The organism is Candidatus Obscuribacterales bacterium (assembly GCA_036703605.1).
Classification (GTDB): Bacteria; Cyanobacteriota; Cyanobacteriia; order RECH01; family RECH01; genus RECH01.
Map to the genome: position 1 here is coordinate 1 of DATNRH010000684.1, position 21,680 is coordinate 21,680.

Consider the following 21,680-nt stretch of genomic DNA (forward strand, 5'->3'; position numbering starts at 1 on the left):
AAGCGATCGCCGCCACTGGAAGAGCCTTACCCCTGCCGTCATCAGGGCTCTCGTCGCTCAGCCAAAACCAAGGTCTTGCAGCAACTCTGACCTTAGAAAACCAGGGCATTCGCATCCAAACCCAGCTCTGGCGCAATGCAAACCAAGCGACCCCCACCATCACCAACGAAACAACCAATATTGCCGATGCCTTGCCCGACACAACCATCCTGATGCTGAGTGGTAGTAACCTCCGGGCAGCCTGGCAGCAGTATAACCAAGAGCCACCGGAAGATCCCCTCAACTCACCCAATTCACCACCTAATCTTCTCCCTCCCGATGCCATTAGCCAAGGAGTACAGGCTACTGTTGGGCTAGATCTCGAGCAAGACTTCCTGAGCTGGATGACCGGAGAATTTGCTCTCGGTGTTATTCCTATTGCGGATTCCACAACTCCGGATCAAGCAAGTGCTGGGATACTCGTGATTGCCAAAGCCAGCGATCGCACAGCGGCTGAACAAACCCTGGCATCCCTGGATGACGTAATGAGCCGCCGCTATCGCTTTGATGTGAGCGAGGCCAATGTGAGAGGCGAGCCGGTGACCACATGGACTCAGCCATTTTCTGGCCTCACCATTGTGCGGGGATGGTTGGAGGACGATCGCGCCTTTTTAGCAATTCGTGGGGCGGTGGCCGACACCGTCGTGCCCGAGCCTCAAACCACCCTAGCAGACACCAGCCTATATCAAACCCTCACCTCCAACGATGCCCGCACCAACGGGCAATTGTTTGTGAATATTGAGCAATTGCTCAACCCTCAGACAGGTCTTCCTATTCCGCCCACGCCCGATCGCTACACCCCATACGTCTCGGCGCTTCAAGCCATTGGCGTCACCACGCGATCGCAAACCCCCCAAAGCACGCTGTACGACATCTACATCATGTTGAAACAAGGCAGAACCCCAGGCGCATTACCCGAGGTAGATCAATCTGACTCACCCCCTGCCACAGATAACAACGCCCCAGGAGAAACACCCCCACCTGACAATCAAGACAGCGCTACGGAGTAAGCCCACCCAAAGATTTTTACCGTAAACGTTCTCGGGATCCCCAAGACTCGCTAGGATAGAGGGTGGAGCTTGTTGCTGGGTGGCTCACTCGGAGACAATCGCTTGCGACGATCCCCAGGGTCTTGGTGAGCCCAGCAGCTCCCAGGGAGATCGGTCAAGTTCGAGTCTAAATCTCTAGAACGCTCTCGATCCGTAGACAGGATCACTGCAGCACTCCACAAAAGTTAACTCGGATTCGTTCTCTGGTGTACCTGTTATCTATTGTTGGTTGGGATATTTATATGTTGGGAGAGGTCTGAAATGGATTTGGTGACTCTTCAGGGTTGGCTAGACAATGGGTCGTTTGCCATTCTGTTTTTGACCATGCTGCTGTACTGGTGTGGCGCGGCATTTCCGAACATCCCCTACTTAGCGGGGCTCGGCACCCTAGGTATGGCGATCGCTAACTTGAGCATGGCGGCCCTGCTAACAGCCCGTTGGGTCGATGCTGGCTACTTTCCGCTCAGCAACTTATACGAATCGTTGTTTTTCCTGGCTTGGGGGATCACGGCTGTTCACCTCTTTGCCGAGCACATGAGTCGTAGTCGCCTAGTAGGTGCGGTGACCGCACCTGTGGCCATGGGCATCGCCGCCTTTGCAGCCCTGTCTCTTCCCTCACAAATGCAAGTTTCTGAACCCCTAGTGCCAGCCCTGAAGTCCAATTGGCTGATGATGCATGTGAGCGTGATGCTGATTAGCTACTCAGCTCTGATGGTAGGAGCCCTGATGGCGATCGCCTTCTTGGTCGTCACCCGAGGCCAAGCCGTGGAGTTACGGGGTAGCTCCGTTGGGACGGGAGCCTATCGGGATGCCAAGTTTCGCATTCGCCGCTCGGGCAGCAGTCCTGAACCTGAGACGCCCCCTACCTACAACGCTGGTGGTGGAACTACGGCTGTGTTGGAAGCTCCTACCCAAGCGGCCGTCGCCCTTTCTCCTCAGCGCTTGAGTCTAGCGGACACCCTCGACAACATTAGCTATCGCATTATTGGCTTAGGCTTTCCCCTCTTAACCATCGGCATCATTGCCGGAGCCGTCTGGGCAAACGAAGCCTGGGGCTCCTACTGGAGTTGGGATCCCAAGGAAACCTGGGCCCTGATTACCTGGCTGGTGTTTGCCGCCTATCTCCATGCCCGCATTACTCGGGGCTGGCAAGGTCGTCGCCCGGCTATCTTGGCGGCATCTGGCTTCCTCGTCGTGTGGATCTGCTACCTAGGGGTGAACATCCTCGGCAAAGGCCTGCACAGCTACGGCTGGTTCTTTTAGTTCTTTAACGTGATCCCCCTCTCTCCATGGGGCTTAACCCACCCTGGACTATCCTCCACGCCCGCCTGCACCAAACCCTGCGCGATCGCTCCCTGTTGCCGGCGGGCGATCGCTGTCTAGTAGCAGTTTCGGGAGGGCAAGACTCCCTTTGCCTAATTCGCCTGCTGCTGGATCTGCAGCCCAAGTGGGGATGGGAGATAGCCATAGCCCACTGCAACCATGGATGGAGAACCGATGCGGATGAGAATGCTGCCCATGTTCAGGCTTTAGCCCACCAGTGGCAGGTTGCCTACCACGGAGTGGCTACCAGCACCCTAGCGCCCACCGAAGCGGCCGCGCGCACCTGGCGCTATGGCCAACTGACCGCGATCGCCCAGGAGCATCACTATACCCAGGTGGTGACCGGGCATACGGCCAGCGATCGCGCTGAGACATTGCTCTATAACCTGGTGCGGGGGGCCGGCATGGATGGGCTCCAGGCCTTGGCCTGGTGTCGTCCCCTCAGCGATCGCATCCAACTGGTGCGTCCCCTACTAGCTATGACCCGTAAGGACACTGCCCGGTTTTGTCACGAGCAAGATCTACCGATTTGGCAAGACTCCAGCAACAGCGATCTCCACTACGCCCGCAACCGCATCCGCCATACCCTATTGCCGCTGCTCATCGAACAGGTGAATGCCCAAGCCGAAGGTCACCTAGCCCAAACAGCGGAATTGCTGCGCGCTGATGTAGAGTACCTATCTCACCTAGCAGAACAGCTTTGGCAACAGGCTCGGGAGGCACATGAGCAGGGGCGATCGCCTCGACTGAATCGTACGGCACTGCAAGCTTCTCCCCTCGCCCTGCAACGACGGGTCATGCGTCTACACCTGCAGACTCTATCGATCCCAGCTCCCAGCTACCAACAGGTTGAAAAACTAGTGGCGCTGATCCATGCTCCCAACCGTAGCCAAACCGATCCCCTGCCTGGAGGGGCGATCGCCCGTGTTGAACATCCGTGGATTGTGATCACCTCCGATACTCCCCCCTAGCTGCAGGTCTTACGATGCCGCAAGTTCTGCCGATTGGCTGGTAAGTTGCTCAATCATCTGCTGCATTTCCGTAATACCTTGGAGCTGATAGTCGCTGGCCTCTTGGAATTGAGACATGAGATCGCCAATCGACTGAATCGTCTGCCGGAGGCTATCATAGCCATCTTGAGTCGGCTGTAGCAGTTCTTCATAGAGGTAAACCTTACCCCAGAGTTCCGCCACTGCAGCCCGTTGATCGCTCAAGTGAGCTTCCAATTGCCGCACCTCTTCCCGCTGAGCAATTTGATGGCTGGTTTGCTGATCCACCTGAGTCTGAAGCTGTTCTATCTGGCTGTGGATCTGCTGAATCATCGTCTGCACTTGACTCAATTCATCCTGCATCGCCTGACGATGGGCCTCAATTTGATTGAGCACTGGCTTCAGGTCAATTTCTCCTGGCTCACCTTCACCCACTGCATGGCCTTGTCGCCGGGCAAGGATGGACTTGTGCTGCTTGAGAATTGCCTCCCGTTCCCTTAGATTCCGACGCTGCCCTACGAGGGTTTCGTTGAGCATTTCATAACCGTCTTGCTCATCTTTTAACTCGTTTTCAAGCTGCAAGCGATCGAAGTCATTGGCTTCATCAATGCGGCGTTTGATTTCGTCAATTTCTTCCTGCTTGTAGGTCAGTTCTTCTTCTTGGCTATTCACAAACTTGGAATTTTTCTCTAACTCCGACTCCAAGTCTTGGGTAATCCGCTGCAAATCATCCAACGACATCGCCTCTAAGGCCTGTAGATCAATAGATACACCAATGGTGATCGAATCAGATCCATCGGCCAGAAAACACACATTGCGATGCAGATCCGCTTGAGCTTTAATTTGAGCTTCTAGAGCTTTCACATAGTCTTGCTTGAGGCTGAGAGCTTGTTGTTGCAATCGCAACTCCGCCTTGAGATTTTCCAAGCTTTCTTGGGCATCATACCAAGCCTGCCAAGCATCACGGATCGTCTGGGCCTGCTGTTCCAACTCCGACTGCCGCTGCTGAGCTGCGGTGCGACTACCTTCCAAACCCTGCCAGTGATGCTGGAGCGTCTGCTGCTGCCTGTCTAAAATTTCAAACGACTGATGGAGTTGTTCCCGTACAGATTCCGTGGGTGCAACAGCTCCAGAAATCTGATCGAGCAGCGCCCGTAGCGTCGTCGCCTTTTCATCATCTAACGTTGCTGATTGCTGCTGTTCTGCCTGCCGTTCCTCAAAGCGGCGCACTTCCCCATTGAGATGAGCCCATGCCCCTTCTAACTCTTGGCTTTTACGCTCAAACTCCTCGCGCAGGCTTTCAACCTCTTGGCGGGTATCTTCAATTTCCTGGCGCTGTTGGTCAAGCCGTTCAAAATCTTCCTCCATCTGCTGGAGTTGCTCTTGCCGGGCTTCCATTTCCATTTCCCGGCGATTTAGCTCTTGGCTTTGGTACGTCAGCGACTGCTTCCACTGCTCAATCTCTTCTTCTTGGGTCTTGGATTTTTCTTGGAGCTTAGAAAAGTTTTGCAAAATGCTGACAAGCTGGCGGCCCGCTTCAAAATGTCGCCGCACCTGCTTGGCACCGGTTAATTCCACCATGACGATGGCTCCGGCGTTATAGGTTATGTCATCTGGAGCAGGAATGGTTTCATCACAGGCGCTCCAACTTTGCTCAGAACGCTGGCAGGCAATGAGCTTAAACTCTGCCTTACCGCCGCCGCCCATAAAGCCACTTTTCTGTTTCTGTACTTCAGCTAAATACAGCACGCCGATAATCCTCTTCTTTTGTGCCCGATCCCAAGGTTTGAACTGTCTGTCTTTTTGCCAGCGCGATACAGGATAGGTCTTGTATCATCTCTGTCGATGCGTGGAAAAACGCGCAGCCATGCCCCAAATCCTACCCAATCTTTTAGCTAACAGTCTAGCGAATCTTTCGATGGAGATTTCGCAATGCAGACAACGGTTTTACTGTGACCCAATGTATGCGTTTTTGTGCCAACCCGCTCGATTAGGTTGTTCAAGTCTGCCAGGTTGCGTCAAAATGCTCCCCCTTGAACGCATGTCTCTAGTTTCAGGCTTTCCACCCACGATCAGGGAACTCACATTCCCACGTGAATCGTTCACCCTTCGTTGATGCCCCCTCCGTTCACGTCCCCCCATCATGGGCGACAAGGGTATGTGGGTCACAAGGAGCTCCGTTGAGCCTGCTGTGCTCCAGACTCCCTATATCCCCCTCAAGAAAGGACGATAGGACATCTGGTGATCTTCTGCTCAGACAAGAGACACGGGCGATCGCCCCCTCATCAACCCCACTCAATCCATAGATTGCAGCAGATTGCAGCTATAGATTTGAGATCTAAACGTGAACCATGGGCGAGAACAGTCATCCTCAATTATGGCAACGGTGACCTATCAACTGACAGCCCCCGCTCCAGAGGTGACCGATCATCAAGGCAGATATGGACGTAACCGTCCCTTGCAGATATTTCCTTCCCAACGGAGCCACTACACCTAACAACCTGACTACCCCTCAGCTTAACCAGAAATGGAGACAGATCTTAGACAAGATAGCTTTTCTGTTCATGGGTCAGGGTTGTCAGTATAGGATGCTTTTTGAGCGATCGCCACGGATTCACAAGCAGCTTGGCTAGTCCCATTCCCCATCACAACACTAGAAGCCCAGTTGTCTCCGCAGGTGCCCCTTCCTACAGAGCAGCATCCCACACCTTTCCAAAGAAACACAGTCCAAGCTCAGTCTGTCGCTTAAGGAATGCTGCTGCCCTTGAAAACTCACGCCACATCACCCGATACCCTACCCCATTCCAACATCTTGTAACGAACTCCTTGGTGCGATCGCGTCCTTGGGCAGAATACATGAACAATCATGGGTTAACATTCAAGCAGACATCGACGAACCGGCTCAACCCAACACCCTAACCGAAACTCTGAAACCGGCCGTGGGTATACTAACCGAGCACGGGCGATCGCTCCCTATTGTTCCCTGTTCACTTTGTTTCAGGCACGTCACTAGTTGCATGCAAGGCAAGCTAAACGAAATTGACATCCGCAGCATCATGCAACTCATCGAACTGGGTCAGCGAACCGGTGAGTTGTTTGTTGAGGCCTACGGCACAACGGCGTCTGGCACGTCTGAGCCATCTCCTAAAAAGATTTGTGCGCAATCTTGGTTTGTCTTTTTCCAAAATGGTCAAATTATCTACGCTGGGGATAGTGCCGGGCGATCGCGCCTGCGAGACTACCTGCGGCGCTACGACCTCGAACATCTAATCGACACCATCGGCATTTCAGCGATCGCCACCCTGAATGCTCCCGAATATGGCCATGTCTGGGCCCTGCTCGAACGCCAAGCCCTCACCCCCGCCCAAGGACGCAGTATCGTCCAAAGCATGATTCGGGAAACCTTGTTCGATTTGCTCAGCCTGCACCAAGGCTCGTTCACCTTCGAAATTAGCCCGCCGCTCTCACCCCAGCTCACCACCATTGAAGTCAGCTCTATCCTCGCCGACACCATCAAGCAAATCCAAGAATGGAAGCAGTTTAGCCCCCATATTCAATCCCCCGACCAATGCCCAACCATTATCGAGCTTGAGCAACTGCGCACCGCCCTCAAACCCCAAACCCTCCGATTGCTCACCACCTGGGTAGATGGCAAAACCTCGATTCGGCAAATGGCTCGCTACCTCAACCGCGACATTCTCCATGTAGCCCGCGCCATTTATCCCTACGTCAAACGGGGGTTTGTGCAAATCAACCCACCCGTTGCTGGCAAAACAAAGCAGGGAGAGCTATCGCTTCCCGACGATCGGCATGTTCCTCGCATTGTCTGCATTGATGACAGTGCTACGATTCGTAAAGCTGTGGAATTTATCCTGAATCATCAAGGCTACGAAGCAACAGGGATTAGTAATCCTATCAAGGCCCTGAGCTTAGTGTTTCAACTGAAACCCGATTTGATCCTTTGTGACATTGCCATGCCGGAGCTAGATGGTTATGAGATCTGCGCCATGCTGCGCAAGTCAACCGCCTTCCGGCAAACGCCCATCGTCATGCTCACAGGCAAGGATGGCTTCATTGATCGGGTGAAAGCTCGCATCGTCGAGGCCACCGACTACCTCACCAAGCCCTTTGGGGCCAGCGAACTAACCACCATCGTTGAAAAATATGTAGGATTTGGGCAACCCGATCGCCCTGATCCTCAGGAACTGCTAGCGGAAGCTGTGGAAGATGAACTAGACATCGACCTGACTCAGTCGGCCTCCGCACCATCCCGCCCGTAAACTTGCATGATCATTATCAAAATTGCATTATCGTAGTCTTACGAGGTAGCAAACATCATAACTAAAGGAATCCCTCCCTTTAGCATTCGCGGTTAGCCGATAGGGAAACATAATGAGTACAGTTTTGGTGGTGGAAGATAGTGTGACCCAACGAGAAATGATTACTGACCTTCTTAAGGGCAGCGGTCTCAACGTCACCATCGCAAGCGATGGAGTGGAAGCACTCGAACAAATTCAGGGGCATCGTCCGGATCTAGTTGTGCTAGATATTGTCATGCCGCGAATGAATGGGTACGAAGTTTGTCGCCGTCTGAAAGCCGATCCAAAAACACAGGATGTGCCCGTTGTGATGTGCTCATCTAAAGGGGAAGAGTTCGATCGCTACTGGGGCATGAAACAGGGAGCAGATGCATACATTGCCAAACCCTTTCAACCGACCGAGTTGGTTGGCACGGTGAAGCAATTGCTGCGAGGGTAAGTCACGCGAAACATTAGGCAAGTGCAATGATCAGCAACCCAGACTTTTTAACGGGTAGAGGACAAGATCAAGACCAGGTTCCTGAATTCCAGGAGCTGGAAAGCCCCGAAGGTGAGCTTCACCTTAAGTTTTATGTGACATCAGGCGACGAATTTGCCCTTCCCGCCATTGGCATTCGGGAGGTGATTTCCACGTCTCCCGATCGCATTACCCCCATTCCGAACGTTTCTCCCCTACTATTAGGTACCCTCAACGTGCGAGGGCGTGTCATCTGGGTTGCTGACTTAGGTCAGTTTTTGGGTGATTCTGCGCCCCTGAGTACTGACCGCTCAGAAATTCATGTCATTGCAGTTGAAGACCAAGACACTATGCTAGGCTTAGCGGTTGACAAAATCATTGGCATGGATTGGCTAGACATTGACGAAGTACAGATGCCAACCAATGTTCCCGACAGCATGGCCCCCTTCCTGCGAGGGGAATGGATGACGGAGGGGGATAGCAACCGGTTGCTTCGGTTACTCGATCAGATTGCAATTCTGCGATCGGCACGATGGGCAGCATAAACCAGTCGATTATTTGACACTTGCACGGGCAGGAGAAGGCACATGGGATCAGGTACTGATTACGCGCAGGCATATCAACGCGCTGAGCGAGCATACTTACAGGGTAGCTATCAAGAGGCGGCCGATATTATCGATCAACTGGCAGTCGATTATCCCGAAGATCCAAACGTACTGCTGCTGCGTGGCCATATTTATTGCTATGGGCTCCAGCGCTACGATGTCGCTCAGCAGGAATACCAATCTGTCTTAGGTCTCACCTCTGACACACAGTATATGGACTACGCGAACGACGGGTTGGCCTATGCTAGCCAGTTTGTCGGCGAGATGAGCAGCAGCGCAGGAGACGCACGGTTTGATGATATTGATAGCGACTTTTCTGGCACAGTTCAAGAGCCCTTTGAGTCCTATGAAACAGGAACCAATGGCAGTGCAAGTTATGCTGACTCAGACTCAGATGAAGGCTTCAGCTTCGATTCGGTGGATTTTGACTCCCTCGGCAATGCTGGACTAGAAGACGAAGGGGCGATCGCTGATTTTGAATCAGGCGGATTTGATCCGGAGAATGTGCAGGATTTTGCCGATCCCTTTGCAACCGGTGGGGATCCCTTTGGGGCGGGCAGCAGTCCATCAGATTTTGCCGATCCCTTTGGTGGCGACATGGGCGATCGCAGTGACGACACTCACCCCAGCCTAGACGACACCTTCATTCCACCCCACGTGGATAGCTCAGACGATAGCTACTCCAGCGGTAGGATGGACTCCAGCGGCGGTATGCCCTTACCCCAAGGCTCGGATGATGAAACCCTGTTTATGGGATCCGCAGACGACCTCAACGATGATTTTGGGGTAGAGCCATCCTATGACTATGAAGCTCCCCCCTCCGGCTACGGCAACACCCCCGACTACGACGATGAGCGCACCTTTGTTTCCTCAGAAACGGGTGGGTTTACCCTTGGAGACATGGAGGGAAATGACTTTCCTACCAGCGATGATCCCCTAGCATCCGGGCGATCGTCTGGCAGTATGAGCGGCGGCATTGACTTTTTAGATGAGTTTGACGAGTTTGATGATCTGGGCAGCATTCCAGACTTTGACCTAGACGACAACTCATCCGGGCTGACCAGTCCCTCGATCGGTAGCGCTGATTTTGGCCTGTCCAGCAGTGGAACCCCATCATCGATCAGCGGCACAGCCTTTGACTTTGACAGTGGTGAAGATCAGTCCCTCATCCAGGAAGACGAGATTTTTAGCATCGCTGGCAACTCCGAACAGCTACCTACCTTTACAGGAGATAGCCAGGGCGACGAGCCTGAAGTCAGTGTTGAACAGGGGCCCTTCGCCTTTCTAGAAAATGCCCCGATCCCCAGTAAGCGGTTATTGGTATCAGGGTTGACTGGTGCTGCCTCCGCCTTTGCGGTTGCGGTCGCCACCTTTATCACCGCGACGGTCATCCAAGATGCTGATTCCTCTGCCACGGGGCGCTTGCGCATGAGCGGACTCGTGATGGCGCTGGTGGGGGGTGCCACAGGATTCGGCGTATCGATGGTGTTATCGGGCGCGGCCAATAAACCCATTGAGCGATCGGTGGATGATCTGCGCAAGCAGTTTCATTCTGTATCCCAAGGTAACTTCAATGCCCGAGCAACCGTCTATTCCGAAGATGAGTTTGGGCAGTTGGCTAACGGCTTCAACCAAATGGCGCGGGTGATCCTTACCACCACGAGTGAGGCCCAACGCAAAGCAGAAGAGCAAGAACAGGCCAAGGAAGATCTACAACGCCAAGTGATTCGCCTCCTAGATGATGTGGAAGGAGCGGCTCGGGGTGACCTGACCGTCCAGGCTGAGGTGACCGCGGACGTGCTCGGCGCAGTAGCAGATTCCTTTAACCTGACGATCCAAAACCTGCGAGACATTGTGCAGCAAGTGAAGGCAGCCGCCAAACAGGTGAACAAGGGATCGACGGAAAACGAAATTTTCGCGCGATCGCTCTCCTCCGACGCCTTGCGGCAAGCAGAGGAGCTAGCGGTAACCCTCAACTCGGTGCAGGTGATGACCGACTCCATTCAGCGGGTGGCAGAAAGCGCCCGAGAAGCGGAGGAAGTGGCGCGTTCTGCATCAGCAACCGCCTTGAAAGGTGGAGAAGCGGTAGAGCGTACGGTGGCTGGTATTTTGCAAATTCGGGAAACCGTGGCAGAAACCACCCGCAAGGTGAAGCGCCTGGCAGAATCGTCCCAGGAAATTTCCAAAATTGTGGCGTTGATTTCTCAGATCGCCTCTCGAACCAACCTCTTGGCCTTAAACGCCAGTATTGAGGCGGCACGAGCCGGGGAAGCGGGTCGTGGGTTCGCGATTGTGGCAGATGAAGTGCGACAGTTGGCGGATCGGGCAGCTAAAGCCTCGAAAGAGATTGAACAGATCGTGTTGCAAATTCAAAGTGAAACCGGCTCGGTGATGACCGCTATGGAAGAAGGCACCCAGCAGGTGATTGAAGGAACGCGCTTGGCAGAACAGGCCAAGCGGGCTCTTGAGGACATTATTCAGGTGTCGAACCGGATTGATGTGCTCGTGCGATCAATTACCGCCGATACGGTGGAACAAACCGAGACGTCCCGAGCCGTGGCTCAGGTGATGCAATCGGTGGAGCTAACGGCCCAGGAAACCTCCCAAGAAGCCCAGCGGGTGTCTGCCTCGCTGCAAAGTCAGTTGAGTGTGGCGCGAGATCTCCTGAATTCTGTTGAACGATTCCGGGTTGAATAGCAGGACAGAGGCTGGGCCCTAGACCCATTCACCTCGTCCCCGTAGATGCACAGGTTTCTTCGCATCTAGGTCATGTACTACGAGACTCCCCCTGATGTCGATTCAGGGGCGATCGGGTACATTAAAGCCAATAAGTTTTATTCGACTCAGGTCTTCCTCCTCGGGCCACCTCGGCCAACGACGAGGGGAAGCTGAGCGATCGCCACCCTGATTTTCTTGTCACCACCGCCAGATAGTCTAGAGGAACACTGCTATGAGTATGCAGTCTGAACAGCAACAGCGGATCATGGGCTACTTTATTGAGGAGGCCAAGGATCACCTCAATACGATTGAGACGGGTTTGCTGAATCTGCAAACGACCATCGCAGATTCTGAGATGGTTAATGAAGTGTTTCGGGCTGCCCACTCCGTCAAGGGGGGAGCTGCCATGTTGGGGCTGGGTAGCATCCAAAAGACATCCCACCGCCTAGAAGATTATTTCAAAGTATTACGGGAATGCCCCGTTCAAGTTGACCAAAAACTCGAAAGCTTGTTCCTGCGAGTCTTTGACAACCTGCAAGAGCTGATCGACCAACTGCAGGGACCCTTTGGTCTCACGGAAGATAAGTCCGATGAGGTGATGGCTAACGTTGAACCGGTGTTCGCGGCTCTGAATGAGCATCTCAACAACCTGGTGAGTGCCAGTGGTGGAGCCCCTCCGGAAGAAGTTGATCTATCCGTCGGTGCCGTTGCTGCGCCAACCCCAGCCCCTCAGCGCTCAGCCCCCCAAGAGGAAAGCGCGCTACAACTTGTCTTTCAAAGCGATATACCGGTACATCTGCGATCCATGCTGCAACTCTTCAAGCAGCCGGATCAAGCCGACAGCCGCCAAGCACTCCAAGATATGTGTCGCACGCTCTCCCAAGCGGGGGAGCAGTTTGATCTGAATGCCTGGTGCCAGCTTCTCGATCATGCTAGACGAGCGATCGCCCATACAGACAACGCCTACAGAACCCTAGCGCCCATCTTAATTAAGGAGTTAAAGCAAGCTCAAGAGCTGGTACTGACCGGACAGGCGGAGCAGATCACCTGCAGCGATGCTTTGGCCGATCTTGTACCAGCCACCTTGCCAGAGCTAGATCTAGACTTTGGGGAAGAGATCGATATTGACGCCGATCTTGACAGCCTCTTTGCAGACAATGAACCCGCCAATATTACCGAATCGGCAGATCTAGATTTCCTAACAGCACCAGATAACCTACCCTCATCATCTGGCTTTTTGTCCTTTGATGACATGTCTGATCTGAATTTGGGAGACTCATCCTCAACAGACACCAGCGAGGACGATGACTGGTTCACAGAGAATCTCGAACCGAGCGAGATACCTGAACCTTCCGCGTCGATGGCCGCAGATGGGCAACCTGGTGATGGCTTAGATCTCATTGATGCCCTAGACGACGATCCCAATGCTCTCCGTCCCATAGAGCAGGCTGGCCCTGAGGTGGGAGCGGCAGAGCTCAACACCCTGGCAGACTTGTTTGAAGGAGAATCCATTGATCTCGGGTGGCAGGAAGAGGTCGTGGCAACCGAAGCAGGGTTTGAGGATGCTCTAGAACCAGAGCCCTCTAGCGACTTTTCTGATCTGTTATTTGATCAACCGGAATCAGACGATGCCAGCTCCACAGGCTCGGGGGCGATCGCAGATGACGGCGCTGATTTATCAGTCGACCCCCTACCTAATTTTGATGCTACGTTCATCCAAGACGAAGATCTGAACATTGGTGGGGATGTCGATGATACATCGTCCTCATCCATGGACATCTTCAGTGACCTCACGGAAGAGGACGACAACTCATCCTTTGGCATCGATTTATTTAGCACTTCTGATGCCGACAGCTCGTCTGACGTTGATTTACTTGGCGACTCTGGGCCATCCGATGATGCGGGTTCCGAGACCTCTGGCGAGGCAGACTTAGACTTCCTCGACGGGCTTGATGACGAACTAGGCGATAATCTCGACCTGGGTTTAGACGATCTGCTCATCTCCGATGTCAGCAGCGAACCTGATGCGCTAGAGCAGGATCGCCCAGATGACGCCTCTGCCCAACCGCCGGTTTTATCAACGCTCGATGACGAGATGGGTGACCTCGATGCCATCTTCAACGAAAGCTCATCGGATCAAGACTCCCCCTCGTTCGAAACGGATCTGTGGGGCGACATGGACAGCAACGATGACGCCTTGCTCACCAATTTTCTTGACGATAACCTCGACGACGATACGAGTGCCAACGCATCCGTAACTGACACGGAAGAGGAAGGCATATCTTTTGACGTTGACGCTAGCTTCCCCGAGGACGGTCTAGACAACCTCTTTGACGAAAGCGACGAGCCTGCATCACAAGCAGACACAGATCTCTGGATCACAGAACCCTCTGAAGAATCTCCCTCCACTCCTCCTATCTCGATGGAGGGAGATTATGGGCTAGATCTCGACCAAGGTTCGGATGCATCCCAAGGTGATGAGCCCACCGGTGAGGTTGAAGACTGGTTCACCGAGTCAGGCACAGAAGCGACAGAAGCGGGTGACGCTAGCCTGGCAGACTTGTTGGGCGACAATGACCATGGGCTGGCGGTTAACTTAGAGGATGAACTGCCTGATGAGCTAACCGATACCCGTGAACTAGAGATCGATGGGCTGGATCTAGATCTGGGCGTTGACGTTGCTCCAGGAGCGATCGCCTCCGACGAGGAGAGCACAGGAGACACAGGCATGGACTGGTTTGAGGAATCAGTCAGCGCTAATCCTGATGCGTTTGTGGCTGATCTCTTTAGCGATGATGATGACCTGAGCACCACAGACACAAGTTCATTCCAAGACGAGAACGACCTCGATCTAGCAGGCTTAGATTTTGATCTAGGTACCTTTGGCGATGAGGCGGAAGGAGAGGAGAATGCCCCCTTCAGCTTCGAGATGCCAACAGCCCCCGGCGCAGCATCTGCCACAGAGGACGACGAGTTAGATCTGAATGCTTTAGATCAGTTTTTAGACGATGAGGGCTCAGAACTGGAGCACGATGCCAACCCTCCGGAAGCGATCGCTGAGGGCGACCTTGATCTCAGCAATGTCTTTGATCTAGACGATAGCGAACCAGATGCTTTCACCGACCTCCCAGAGGACAGCTTTGCAGAACTGGATAGTTTGCTGGAGGAAGAGCCCCCTGAGACAGCCATCGACGAGGATGACTTTTCGGATTTAGATGCCCTTCTAGATGACACACCTACAGCTATCCCCAGTGCTCCAGCAGCGGCTCAAGATGACTTTGCCGATCTAGATGCTCTCTTAAATGATGACGCCCTAGATACCCCATCCATCGAGAGCAGTGATGATGACTTCAGCGACTTCGACGACCTCGAAAAACTCCTAGAAGACGCCGACAACACCCTAGGAGGGCCACCCACCAGCAAAGGTGTTCGGCGTTCGTCTCCCGCAACCAGCAGCCGCCGGACAGTACGCCGGGGACAGAGCGATCAAACCATGCGGGTCTCGGTGAGAAATCTTGATAACCTCAATAACCTCATCGGGGAACTGGTCGTTAACCGCAACAGCCTTGAGCAAACCCAAGAACGGCTGCGGCAATTTCTCGACAATCTGCTCTACCAAGTGCAGCAATTAAGCGATGTGGGACAACGGATGCGGGATCTTTATGAGCGATCGCTCCTTGAGAGCTCCCTCCTCTCCAGCCGCAAGGGGCATTTTGGTGGAGGGCCAGCAACCCATCAAAACGATGCTCAACATGCCACTGGAGCCAATTTTGACGCCCTAGAAATGGATCGCTTCACAGGCTTCCATACCCTCTCCCAGGAAATGATCGAACTGATTGTCCGGGTACGGGAGTCTGCGTCAGATATTGACTTTGTGGTGGATGAAAGCGACCAAATTACCCGCACCTTCCGCCAAGTCACCACCCAACTACAAGAAGGGCTGACTCGCTCTCGCATGGTGCCCTTTGCCCAAACCGCCGATCGCCTGCCCCGTGCCGTTCGGGATATTTCGCTGAAATGTGGCAAGCAGGCAGAGTTGGTGGTGGAAGGTCGAGATACGCTGATCGACAAGATGATTCTGGAGTCGCTGTATGACCCCATGACCCACTTGGTCAACAATGCCATTACCCACGGGATTGAAACCCCGGAAGAACGCGTTGCAGCGGGCAAGCCTCCGGTTGGACGCATCACCATTCGTTCCTTCCACCAAGGCAACCAAACGGTGATCTCGATTAGTGATGACGGGGCAGGCATTGACTCGGATCGGGTGAAAGCGAAGGCCATGCAGAAAGGCTTGGTCACCCCTCAAGAAGCTAGGGAGATGACCCGCCTAGACGTGTATGATCTGCTCTTCCATTCTGGGTTTAGCACCCGCGATAAAGCCGATGACTTTGCTGGGCGCGGGGTGGGGATGGATGTCGTGCGCACCAACCTCACGGAAATTCGAGGAGCCATCAACACCGACTCAGCCCTTGGCAAAGGCACAACCTTTACCATCCGTCTGCCTCTCACCCTCAGTATTTCGAAAGCTCTATGCTGTATTAGCAATCGCGCCCGCATTGCCTTCCCGATGGACGGGGTGGAAGACATGCTGGATGTGCCCCGCGATCGCATCCAAACGGATAGTGAAGGACGCTCCTGCATCACCTGGCGGGAGATGCTGCTACCCTTCCAACCCCTCTCGGAACTGCTCAGCCATAACCGCAGTTTAGGACGCGGCAGTGTCTACGGCGGTAGTCAGGAAGATGAAATGGTGTCGGTAATTGTGCTGCGCAGTTCTGGAAATTTCCTCGCCCTCCAGGTTGATCAGGTGCTGGGCGAACAGGAAATTGTGATTAAGCAACTGGAAGGACCAGTGCCCAAACCCGTGGGGATTGCCGGGGCGACGGTGCTCGGGGATGGACGGATTATGCCCATTGCCGACGTGCTAGAACTCATTGATCTTTCAATGGGACGCATCCGCCGCGATTCGGGCAGCTCCCTCTGGACGAAGGACGACCTCACCACTCCAGATACGACGCCTAGTAAGAGTGAGCCAACGGTGCTGATTGTGGATGACTCCATTACCGTCCGCGAGCTGCTGTCTATGACCTTTAACAAGGTGGGCTATCGGGTTGAGCAAGCCCGTGACGGACAAGAAGCCTGGGAAAAACTGCGATCGGGGCTGCCCTGTGATCTCGTATTCTGCGACATTGAAATGCCGCGCATGGATGGGCTAGAACTCCTCTCCCGCATCCAGAAAGACCCCAGCCTCACAGACCTCCCCATCGCCATGCTGACCTCCCGAGGAGCCGATCGCCACCGACAAATGGCCATCACCCTAGGAGCCAAGGGCTACTTCACCAAGCCCTACCTAGAAGAAGCGTTGCTGGATGCGGCTCAGCGGATGTTGAAAGGTGAGGTGTTGGTGGGGCCAGCTAGCTAGTAGTCTGGGCATGAGCCTCAGAGGGTTGATGCTACATCAAGCATCAAAGCTGCGCTAGCATCCGCAGATAGTCCGGTCACATCCACCGTGTAGATTGGCCCGAGATGGCGCTTGAGCGCATGGGTATAGGTGCGATCGTAGTAGTCCAAGATTACCTCACAGGCCTCGGGCAAGCGATCGCCCTTGAGATGGGCAACAGCAGCCTGGGTACGCTGACCGCCTAGCCGTTTACGCAGGCGGTCAGTCGCGGCAATCAGATCGGTAATGGGAGCCACCTGATAGACCGCCACCAAGATTGCCACCCGTTCATCCCGCGATCGCTCCACCTGAAGCATCGGAGCCCGGAGCATCTGCTCAAACAACTCATTAGGAATACGGCAGAGACCAATCCGGCGGCTTTCCGCTTCAATCCAGATGGGGCGATCCAGGGGAAGCTGCTCTAAGGCGATCGCCAACCGATTTTCAAACTGTTCATTGGACGGTTGAGCTGGCAGCCCTAGGGAACCGAAGCTGCTGCCCCGATGACTGGCTAGGTGCTCTAGATCCAGCACCGGTTCACCTCGACGGGCGATCGCCTGCAGACTATCGGTTTTTCCTGTCCCGGTCATGCCGCCCAGCAGGATCATGGGTCGCGTTGTGGCGCAGTAGGTCTGGGCCCAGCGACGAAATCCTTTGTAGCCCAAGGCCAGGGTCGCCACCTGAAAACCTGCCGTTTCCAACAGCCAAGCGACGGAGCCACTGCGCATTCCGCCCCGCCAGCAATGCACCCGCACCACCCGATCGGGAGCGAGCTGTTTCGCGGCGGCCACCAGCGCCGCTAGCTTGGGGCCAGCGATCGCCAACCCCAGTTCCACCGCAGCATCCCGACCTTGGTGCTTATAGCAGATGCCCACCTGGGCCCGCTCCTCGTTGGAAAACAGGGGCAGGCTGGCAGCACCGGGAATATGCCCCTGAGCATACTCAGCGGGACTGCGCGCATCCAGGATCGGCCCAGGCGCATGGAGAAAAGCATGGACATCTAGACAATGGGGCATGGCAAAGGCAACCGTTGAACCTAGGGACGTACCGTGATTGGCGGCTGCTCTGATCGGGGCAAGACTCGACCAATGCAGCGAGAAGCATAGCCCATGGCTTGCAACGCCTCCACACAGGCGATCGCTTGATGATCGGGCACTGCCGCCAGCAGGCCTCCCGAGGTTTGGGGATCAAACAACAGGGGCATTCTATCGTCCGTAGCCATGTCATGCACTTGGAGGTAGGGCAAGACAGCCCAGACGTTTTGGGCATCTAAGGAGCTACGAATTTGGGTAGACAGCAGGTCTTCCACCCCCAATAGGCAGGGCAAGGTGTGCAGGTTCAGTTCCACTGCCACTTCAGAGGCTTGGACAAGGTTGAGCAGGTGCCCCGCCAGACCAAAACCGCTGACGTCGGTGCAGGCGGTCACGCCATGGTGGCGGAAGACCGCGATCGCGCCCTGGTTGGACTGCAGCATGGAGGCGATCGCCCCTTCAATCCAGCGCCCCTTAGCCTGTCGGCGCATATCGGCAGCAAACAGCAAGCCCGTACCCAGCGCCTTCGTGAGAATCAGCGCTTGCCCTGGCTGTAGTCCTTGATGACGCCAGAGATCTTGACGCGCCGCTAGGCCATTGCAGGTCAATCCCAAGGCTAGGCGATCGCCCTCACTGGTATGACCACCGATCAGAGCAGCCTGGGCAACATTGAGCACCATCACCACACCAGCCAGCAGGTGATAGAGCGTTTCTTCCTGCTGCTGAGGTGGCAGAGGCGGTAGGGTAGCGATCGCCAAAACTGATTGGGGCGTGGCTCCCATAGCCCAGAGGTCATTGAGGCAGTGGTGGGCGGTAATTTGGCCGGCGATGAAGGGGTCATCCACCAGCGCCGGTAGATAATCCACCGTTTGCACCAGGAGGCGATCGACAGGAATCTGCACCACGGCCGCATCGTCCGCCGCCCCTAGCCCCATAGGCAACGTGTCTGGGTCAAGCAAGGGATAGGTTTGGCGCAGACGGGCCAGCGATCGCCCCAGAGTGACACCCCCCACCTTAGCGCCACAGCCAAGGCAGCGCATATCATCGTCGGTCATGGCAGCATCTACCGATCGCTGCATCGACGGGGCAGGCAACTGGGCAAACTGCTCCATGAACGTCCTATCAATGTGATCTTTCCAGCGCCATAGCCAGCGGTATGGGCCCAGCCCCCAACGCCCACGAGAGGCCACGGCTTGCCCATCCCCTGTACCAATCAAAATCAAAAATTCCCGCTGGGGATGATAGGGCTGGAGGGGTTGCCCCAGCAGCGATCGCCGCAGATTTTTGACCAGGGGCAGCCCCTGACGCACCGCAAAAACCCCTGCCTTAGGACGCAGATGGTCAATTTGGGTGGCAATGTCGCCCGCGGCGAACACATGGGGATGGGACACCGACTGCAGGTAAGCATTCACCTGGAGGAAGCCTCGTTCATCCGTGGTCAAGCCCGCCGGAGCCAGCCAGGAGGCCGCTGACGCTTGGGTCACCCAGAGGATGCGATCGCAATCCAGCGCAAAGCCGCCTGAACCGACAAGCCGTCCGGGCAATACCTGATCCACCGTCACGCCCAAGTGAACTTGAATACCCCGCTGCTTCAAGATCCGCAGCATCCGTCGCCGCACCCAGCGATCGCGTCCTTCTAAAATCTCTGCCCCGCGATGGACGAGATGCACCTGCAACTGCGGCGGCTGTCCCGCCTCTCGATAGAGGCAACTCAAGTGAGTCTGAATCGACAATGCCAGCTCCACCCCACCCGCCCCCCCACCCACGACCGCCAAACTCAGGGGTTGCTCCGGTCGTTGGCGCACCTGATCCAGGATGGCGTGCCAATGGTGCAGAAACTGGGAAATGGGCTTCGCCGGGATGGCGTAGTCTGCCGCACCCGGCACGGTCGTTGCTGGCGTACTGCCGATGTTGATCGACAATCGGTCAAAGGAGATGGGGGGATGGTTGGCACAGTGAACCTGTTGCCTATCCAGATCAAGACCAACGGCGCGATCGCTAATCAATCGGGCCTTGGCAAAGCTTGCTAAGGGGCGTAGGTCAATATGGCATTGGTCAAACTCGTAATGCCCTGCCACATACCCCGGCAACATGCCTGAATAGGGCGTATGCCACACATCCGTCACCAAGGTCAGCCTCACCCCCGGAATGGGATGCATCCCCATCTGCCGTAGGGCGATCGCATGGCTATGCCCACCGCCAATCAAGACTAAATCCTGCACAATCATCCCTGCTGTGTATCCATCCAACGCGATCGCCCGTTCTTGCCCTAGACCTTGCCCCATAGCCTAGCTATGGGCGTTGACCATGGAACCAAGGGAGAGTAACCCATTCCCCGCATCCATCATCAAAACAGGCCGCCACTATAAAGGGCAACCCCATTGAGTTGCCCTTCTTAAATCCATCAGCAGCGATCGCTCCTACGCACGCGTTTGACTCAGCGCCTCAGCATGGGGTCGCACCTTCGCCAAGATCTGATCGGCGATTTGCGACGCGGTAATGCCCAGATCGGTCTTAGACTCATCCGGCTTCGCATGATCCACCAATACATCGGGAACCCCAATGCGGGTGATCGGCACCGTCACATCATGATCCAGCAACGCTTCAGCCACAGCGGAGCCAAAACCACCCATGGTGCAACCTTCCTCCAAGGTCACCACCCGGCCAGTCTTTTGGGCTAGGGGCACAATGAGCTCGGTATCCAAGGGTTTCACAAAGCGGGCATTCACCACAGTGGCTTCCACACCATGCTCGCTGAGAATTTCCGCCGCCTGCATGGCCGTTTGCACCATCGAACCATAGCCCAGCATCAGCAGATCATCGCCCTGACGCAGCACCTCGCCTTTACCAATGGGCAACGGTTCCCAACCTTCTTCCATCAGCGGCACCCCCAGCCCATTACCTCGGGGATAGCGCATAGCGATCGGGCCATCGGTGTAGTTCACCCCAGTCACCACCATCCGCTGCAGTTCTGCTTCATCCTTAGGAGCCATCAACACCATGTTGGGAATGCAGCGCAAATAGGCAATGTCATACAATCCTTGATGGGTGGGGCCATCTGCCCCCACAATGCCAGCTCGGTCGAGACAGAAAAACACCGGCAGATTCTGAATACAAACGTCGTGGATAATCTGGTCGAAGGCGCGCTGTAAGAAGGTTGAATAAATCGCCACCACCGGGCGCATGCCTTCACAGGCCATCCCCGCCGATAGGGTCACCGCGTGCTGTTCGGCAATGCCCACGTCGATGTACTGATTTGGCAGCTTGGCCTGGAGCTTGTCGAGCCCAGTACCTGTGGCCATAGCAGCAGTGATGCCGATGATCTTGGGATTATTTTCCGCAAGCTTCACCAGCGTATGGGCAAACACCTTGGAATAGCTGGGAGGCTTGGGCTTGCTGGCAGGAATCGCCTTACCGGTGGTCAAGTTAAAGGGCGACTGGGCGTGGTAGCCCACCTGATCTTCTTCCGCGATCGCATACCCCTTACCCTTAACCGTTGCCACATGCACCAACACCGGCCCTGGATGCTGATGAGCTTGACGGAAGCTGGTGATCAGTTCTTCCAGGTTATGACCATCCACCGGGCCCATGTAAGTAAATCCTAGCTCTTCAAACACTGCCCCCACTTTGGGCACCGCCAGCCGCTTCATCCCTTCCTTGATGCGGTGGATTTCCGGAGATAGGGAATCACCCACAAACGGCAGATG

Annotated in this window: 12 protein-coding genes; 8 read left to right on the top strand and 4 right to left on the bottom strand. The window is 55.1% G+C overall.

Annotated features, from left to right (window positions below):
- The 3 genes from V6D20_14490 to tilS all read left to right on the top strand — a co-directional run.
- On the top strand, positions 1-1,049 hold a 1,049-nt coding region (locus tag V6D20_14490; GenBank protein HEY9816987.1), incomplete at its 5' end, for a DUF3352 domain-containing protein.
- Positions 1,050-1,349: 300 nt separating this feature from the next.
- Positions 1,350-2,351 (top strand): c-type cytochrome biogenesis protein CcsB, encoded by a 1,002-nt coding sequence (ccsB, locus tag V6D20_14495; GenBank protein HEY9816988.1) that lies wholly within the window; start codon positions 1,350-1,352, stop codon positions 2,349-2,351.
- A gap of 26 nt (positions 2,352-2,377) precedes the next feature.
- Positions 2,378-3,382 carry a tRNA lysidine(34) synthetase TilS gene (gene tilS, locus V6D20_14500; protein ID HEY9816989.1) on the top strand — a complete coding sequence of 335 codons (1,005 nt, stop codon included), beginning with the start codon at positions 2,378-2,380 and terminating at the stop codon, positions 3,380-3,382.
- A gap of 9 nt (positions 3,383-3,391) precedes the next feature.
- Here the strand turns inward: tilS and hmpF are convergent, their stop codons facing one another.
- Positions 3,392-5,149, bottom strand: coding sequence for a pilus motility taxis protein HmpF (hmpF, locus tag V6D20_14505; protein HEY9816990.1), 1,758 nt, complete (start codon positions 5,147-5,149; stop codon positions 3,392-3,394).
- A gap of 1,268 nt (positions 5,150-6,417) precedes the next feature.
- Between hmpF and V6D20_14510 the strand changes: the two genes are divergently transcribed.
- From V6D20_14510 to V6D20_14530, 5 genes are all read left to right on the top strand, one after another.
- Positions 6,418-7,680 (top strand): response regulator, encoded by a 1,263-nt coding sequence (locus V6D20_14510; GenBank protein ID HEY9816991.1) that lies wholly within the window; start codon positions 6,418-6,420, stop codon positions 7,678-7,680.
- Between the two features lie 112 nt (positions 7,681-7,792).
- A complete protein-coding gene (locus tag V6D20_14515) occupies positions 7,793-8,158 on the top strand; it encodes a response regulator (protein ID HEY9816992.1) in 366 nt (121 codons plus the stop codon).
- A 26-nt stretch (positions 8,159-8,184) separates the two neighbouring features.
- Positions 8,185-8,721, top strand: coding sequence for a chemotaxis protein CheW (locus tag V6D20_14520; protein ID HEY9816993.1), 537 nt, complete (start codon positions 8,185-8,187; stop codon positions 8,719-8,721).
- Positions 8,722-8,763: 42 nt separating this feature from the next.
- Positions 8,764-11,478 (top strand): methyl-accepting chemotaxis protein, encoded by a 2,715-nt coding sequence (locus tag V6D20_14525; GenBank protein HEY9816994.1) that lies wholly within the window; start codon positions 8,764-8,766, stop codon positions 11,476-11,478.
- A 253-nt stretch (positions 11,479-11,731) separates the two neighbouring features.
- Positions 11,732-16,924: a response regulator gene (locus V6D20_14530; GenBank protein ID HEY9816995.1), complete on the top strand. Its 5,193-nt coding sequence runs from the start codon at positions 11,732-11,734 to the stop codon at positions 16,922-16,924.
- A 17-nt stretch (positions 16,925-16,941) separates the two neighbouring features.
- On the opposite strand, the gene mnmH is transcribed toward V6D20_14530, so the two are convergent.
- From mnmH to dxs, 3 genes are all read right to left on the bottom strand, one after another.
- Positions 16,942-17,958, bottom strand: coding sequence for a tRNA 2-selenouridine(34) synthase MnmH (gene mnmH, locus V6D20_14535; GenBank protein HEY9816996.1), 1,017 nt, complete (start codon positions 17,956-17,958; stop codon positions 16,942-16,944).
- Between the two features lie 20 nt (positions 17,959-17,978).
- Positions 17,979-20,258, bottom strand: a complete 2,280-nt coding sequence (gene selD / locus V6D20_14540; protein ID HEY9816997.1) for a selenide, water dikinase SelD — start codon at positions 20,256-20,258, stop codon at positions 17,979-17,981.
- 135 nt (positions 20,259-20,393) lie between these two features.
- Positions 20,394-21,680, bottom strand: a 1,287-nt coding sequence (gene dxs, locus V6D20_14545; protein HEY9816998.1) for a 1-deoxy-D-xylulose-5-phosphate synthase, incomplete at its 5' end; no start/stop codon positions are given.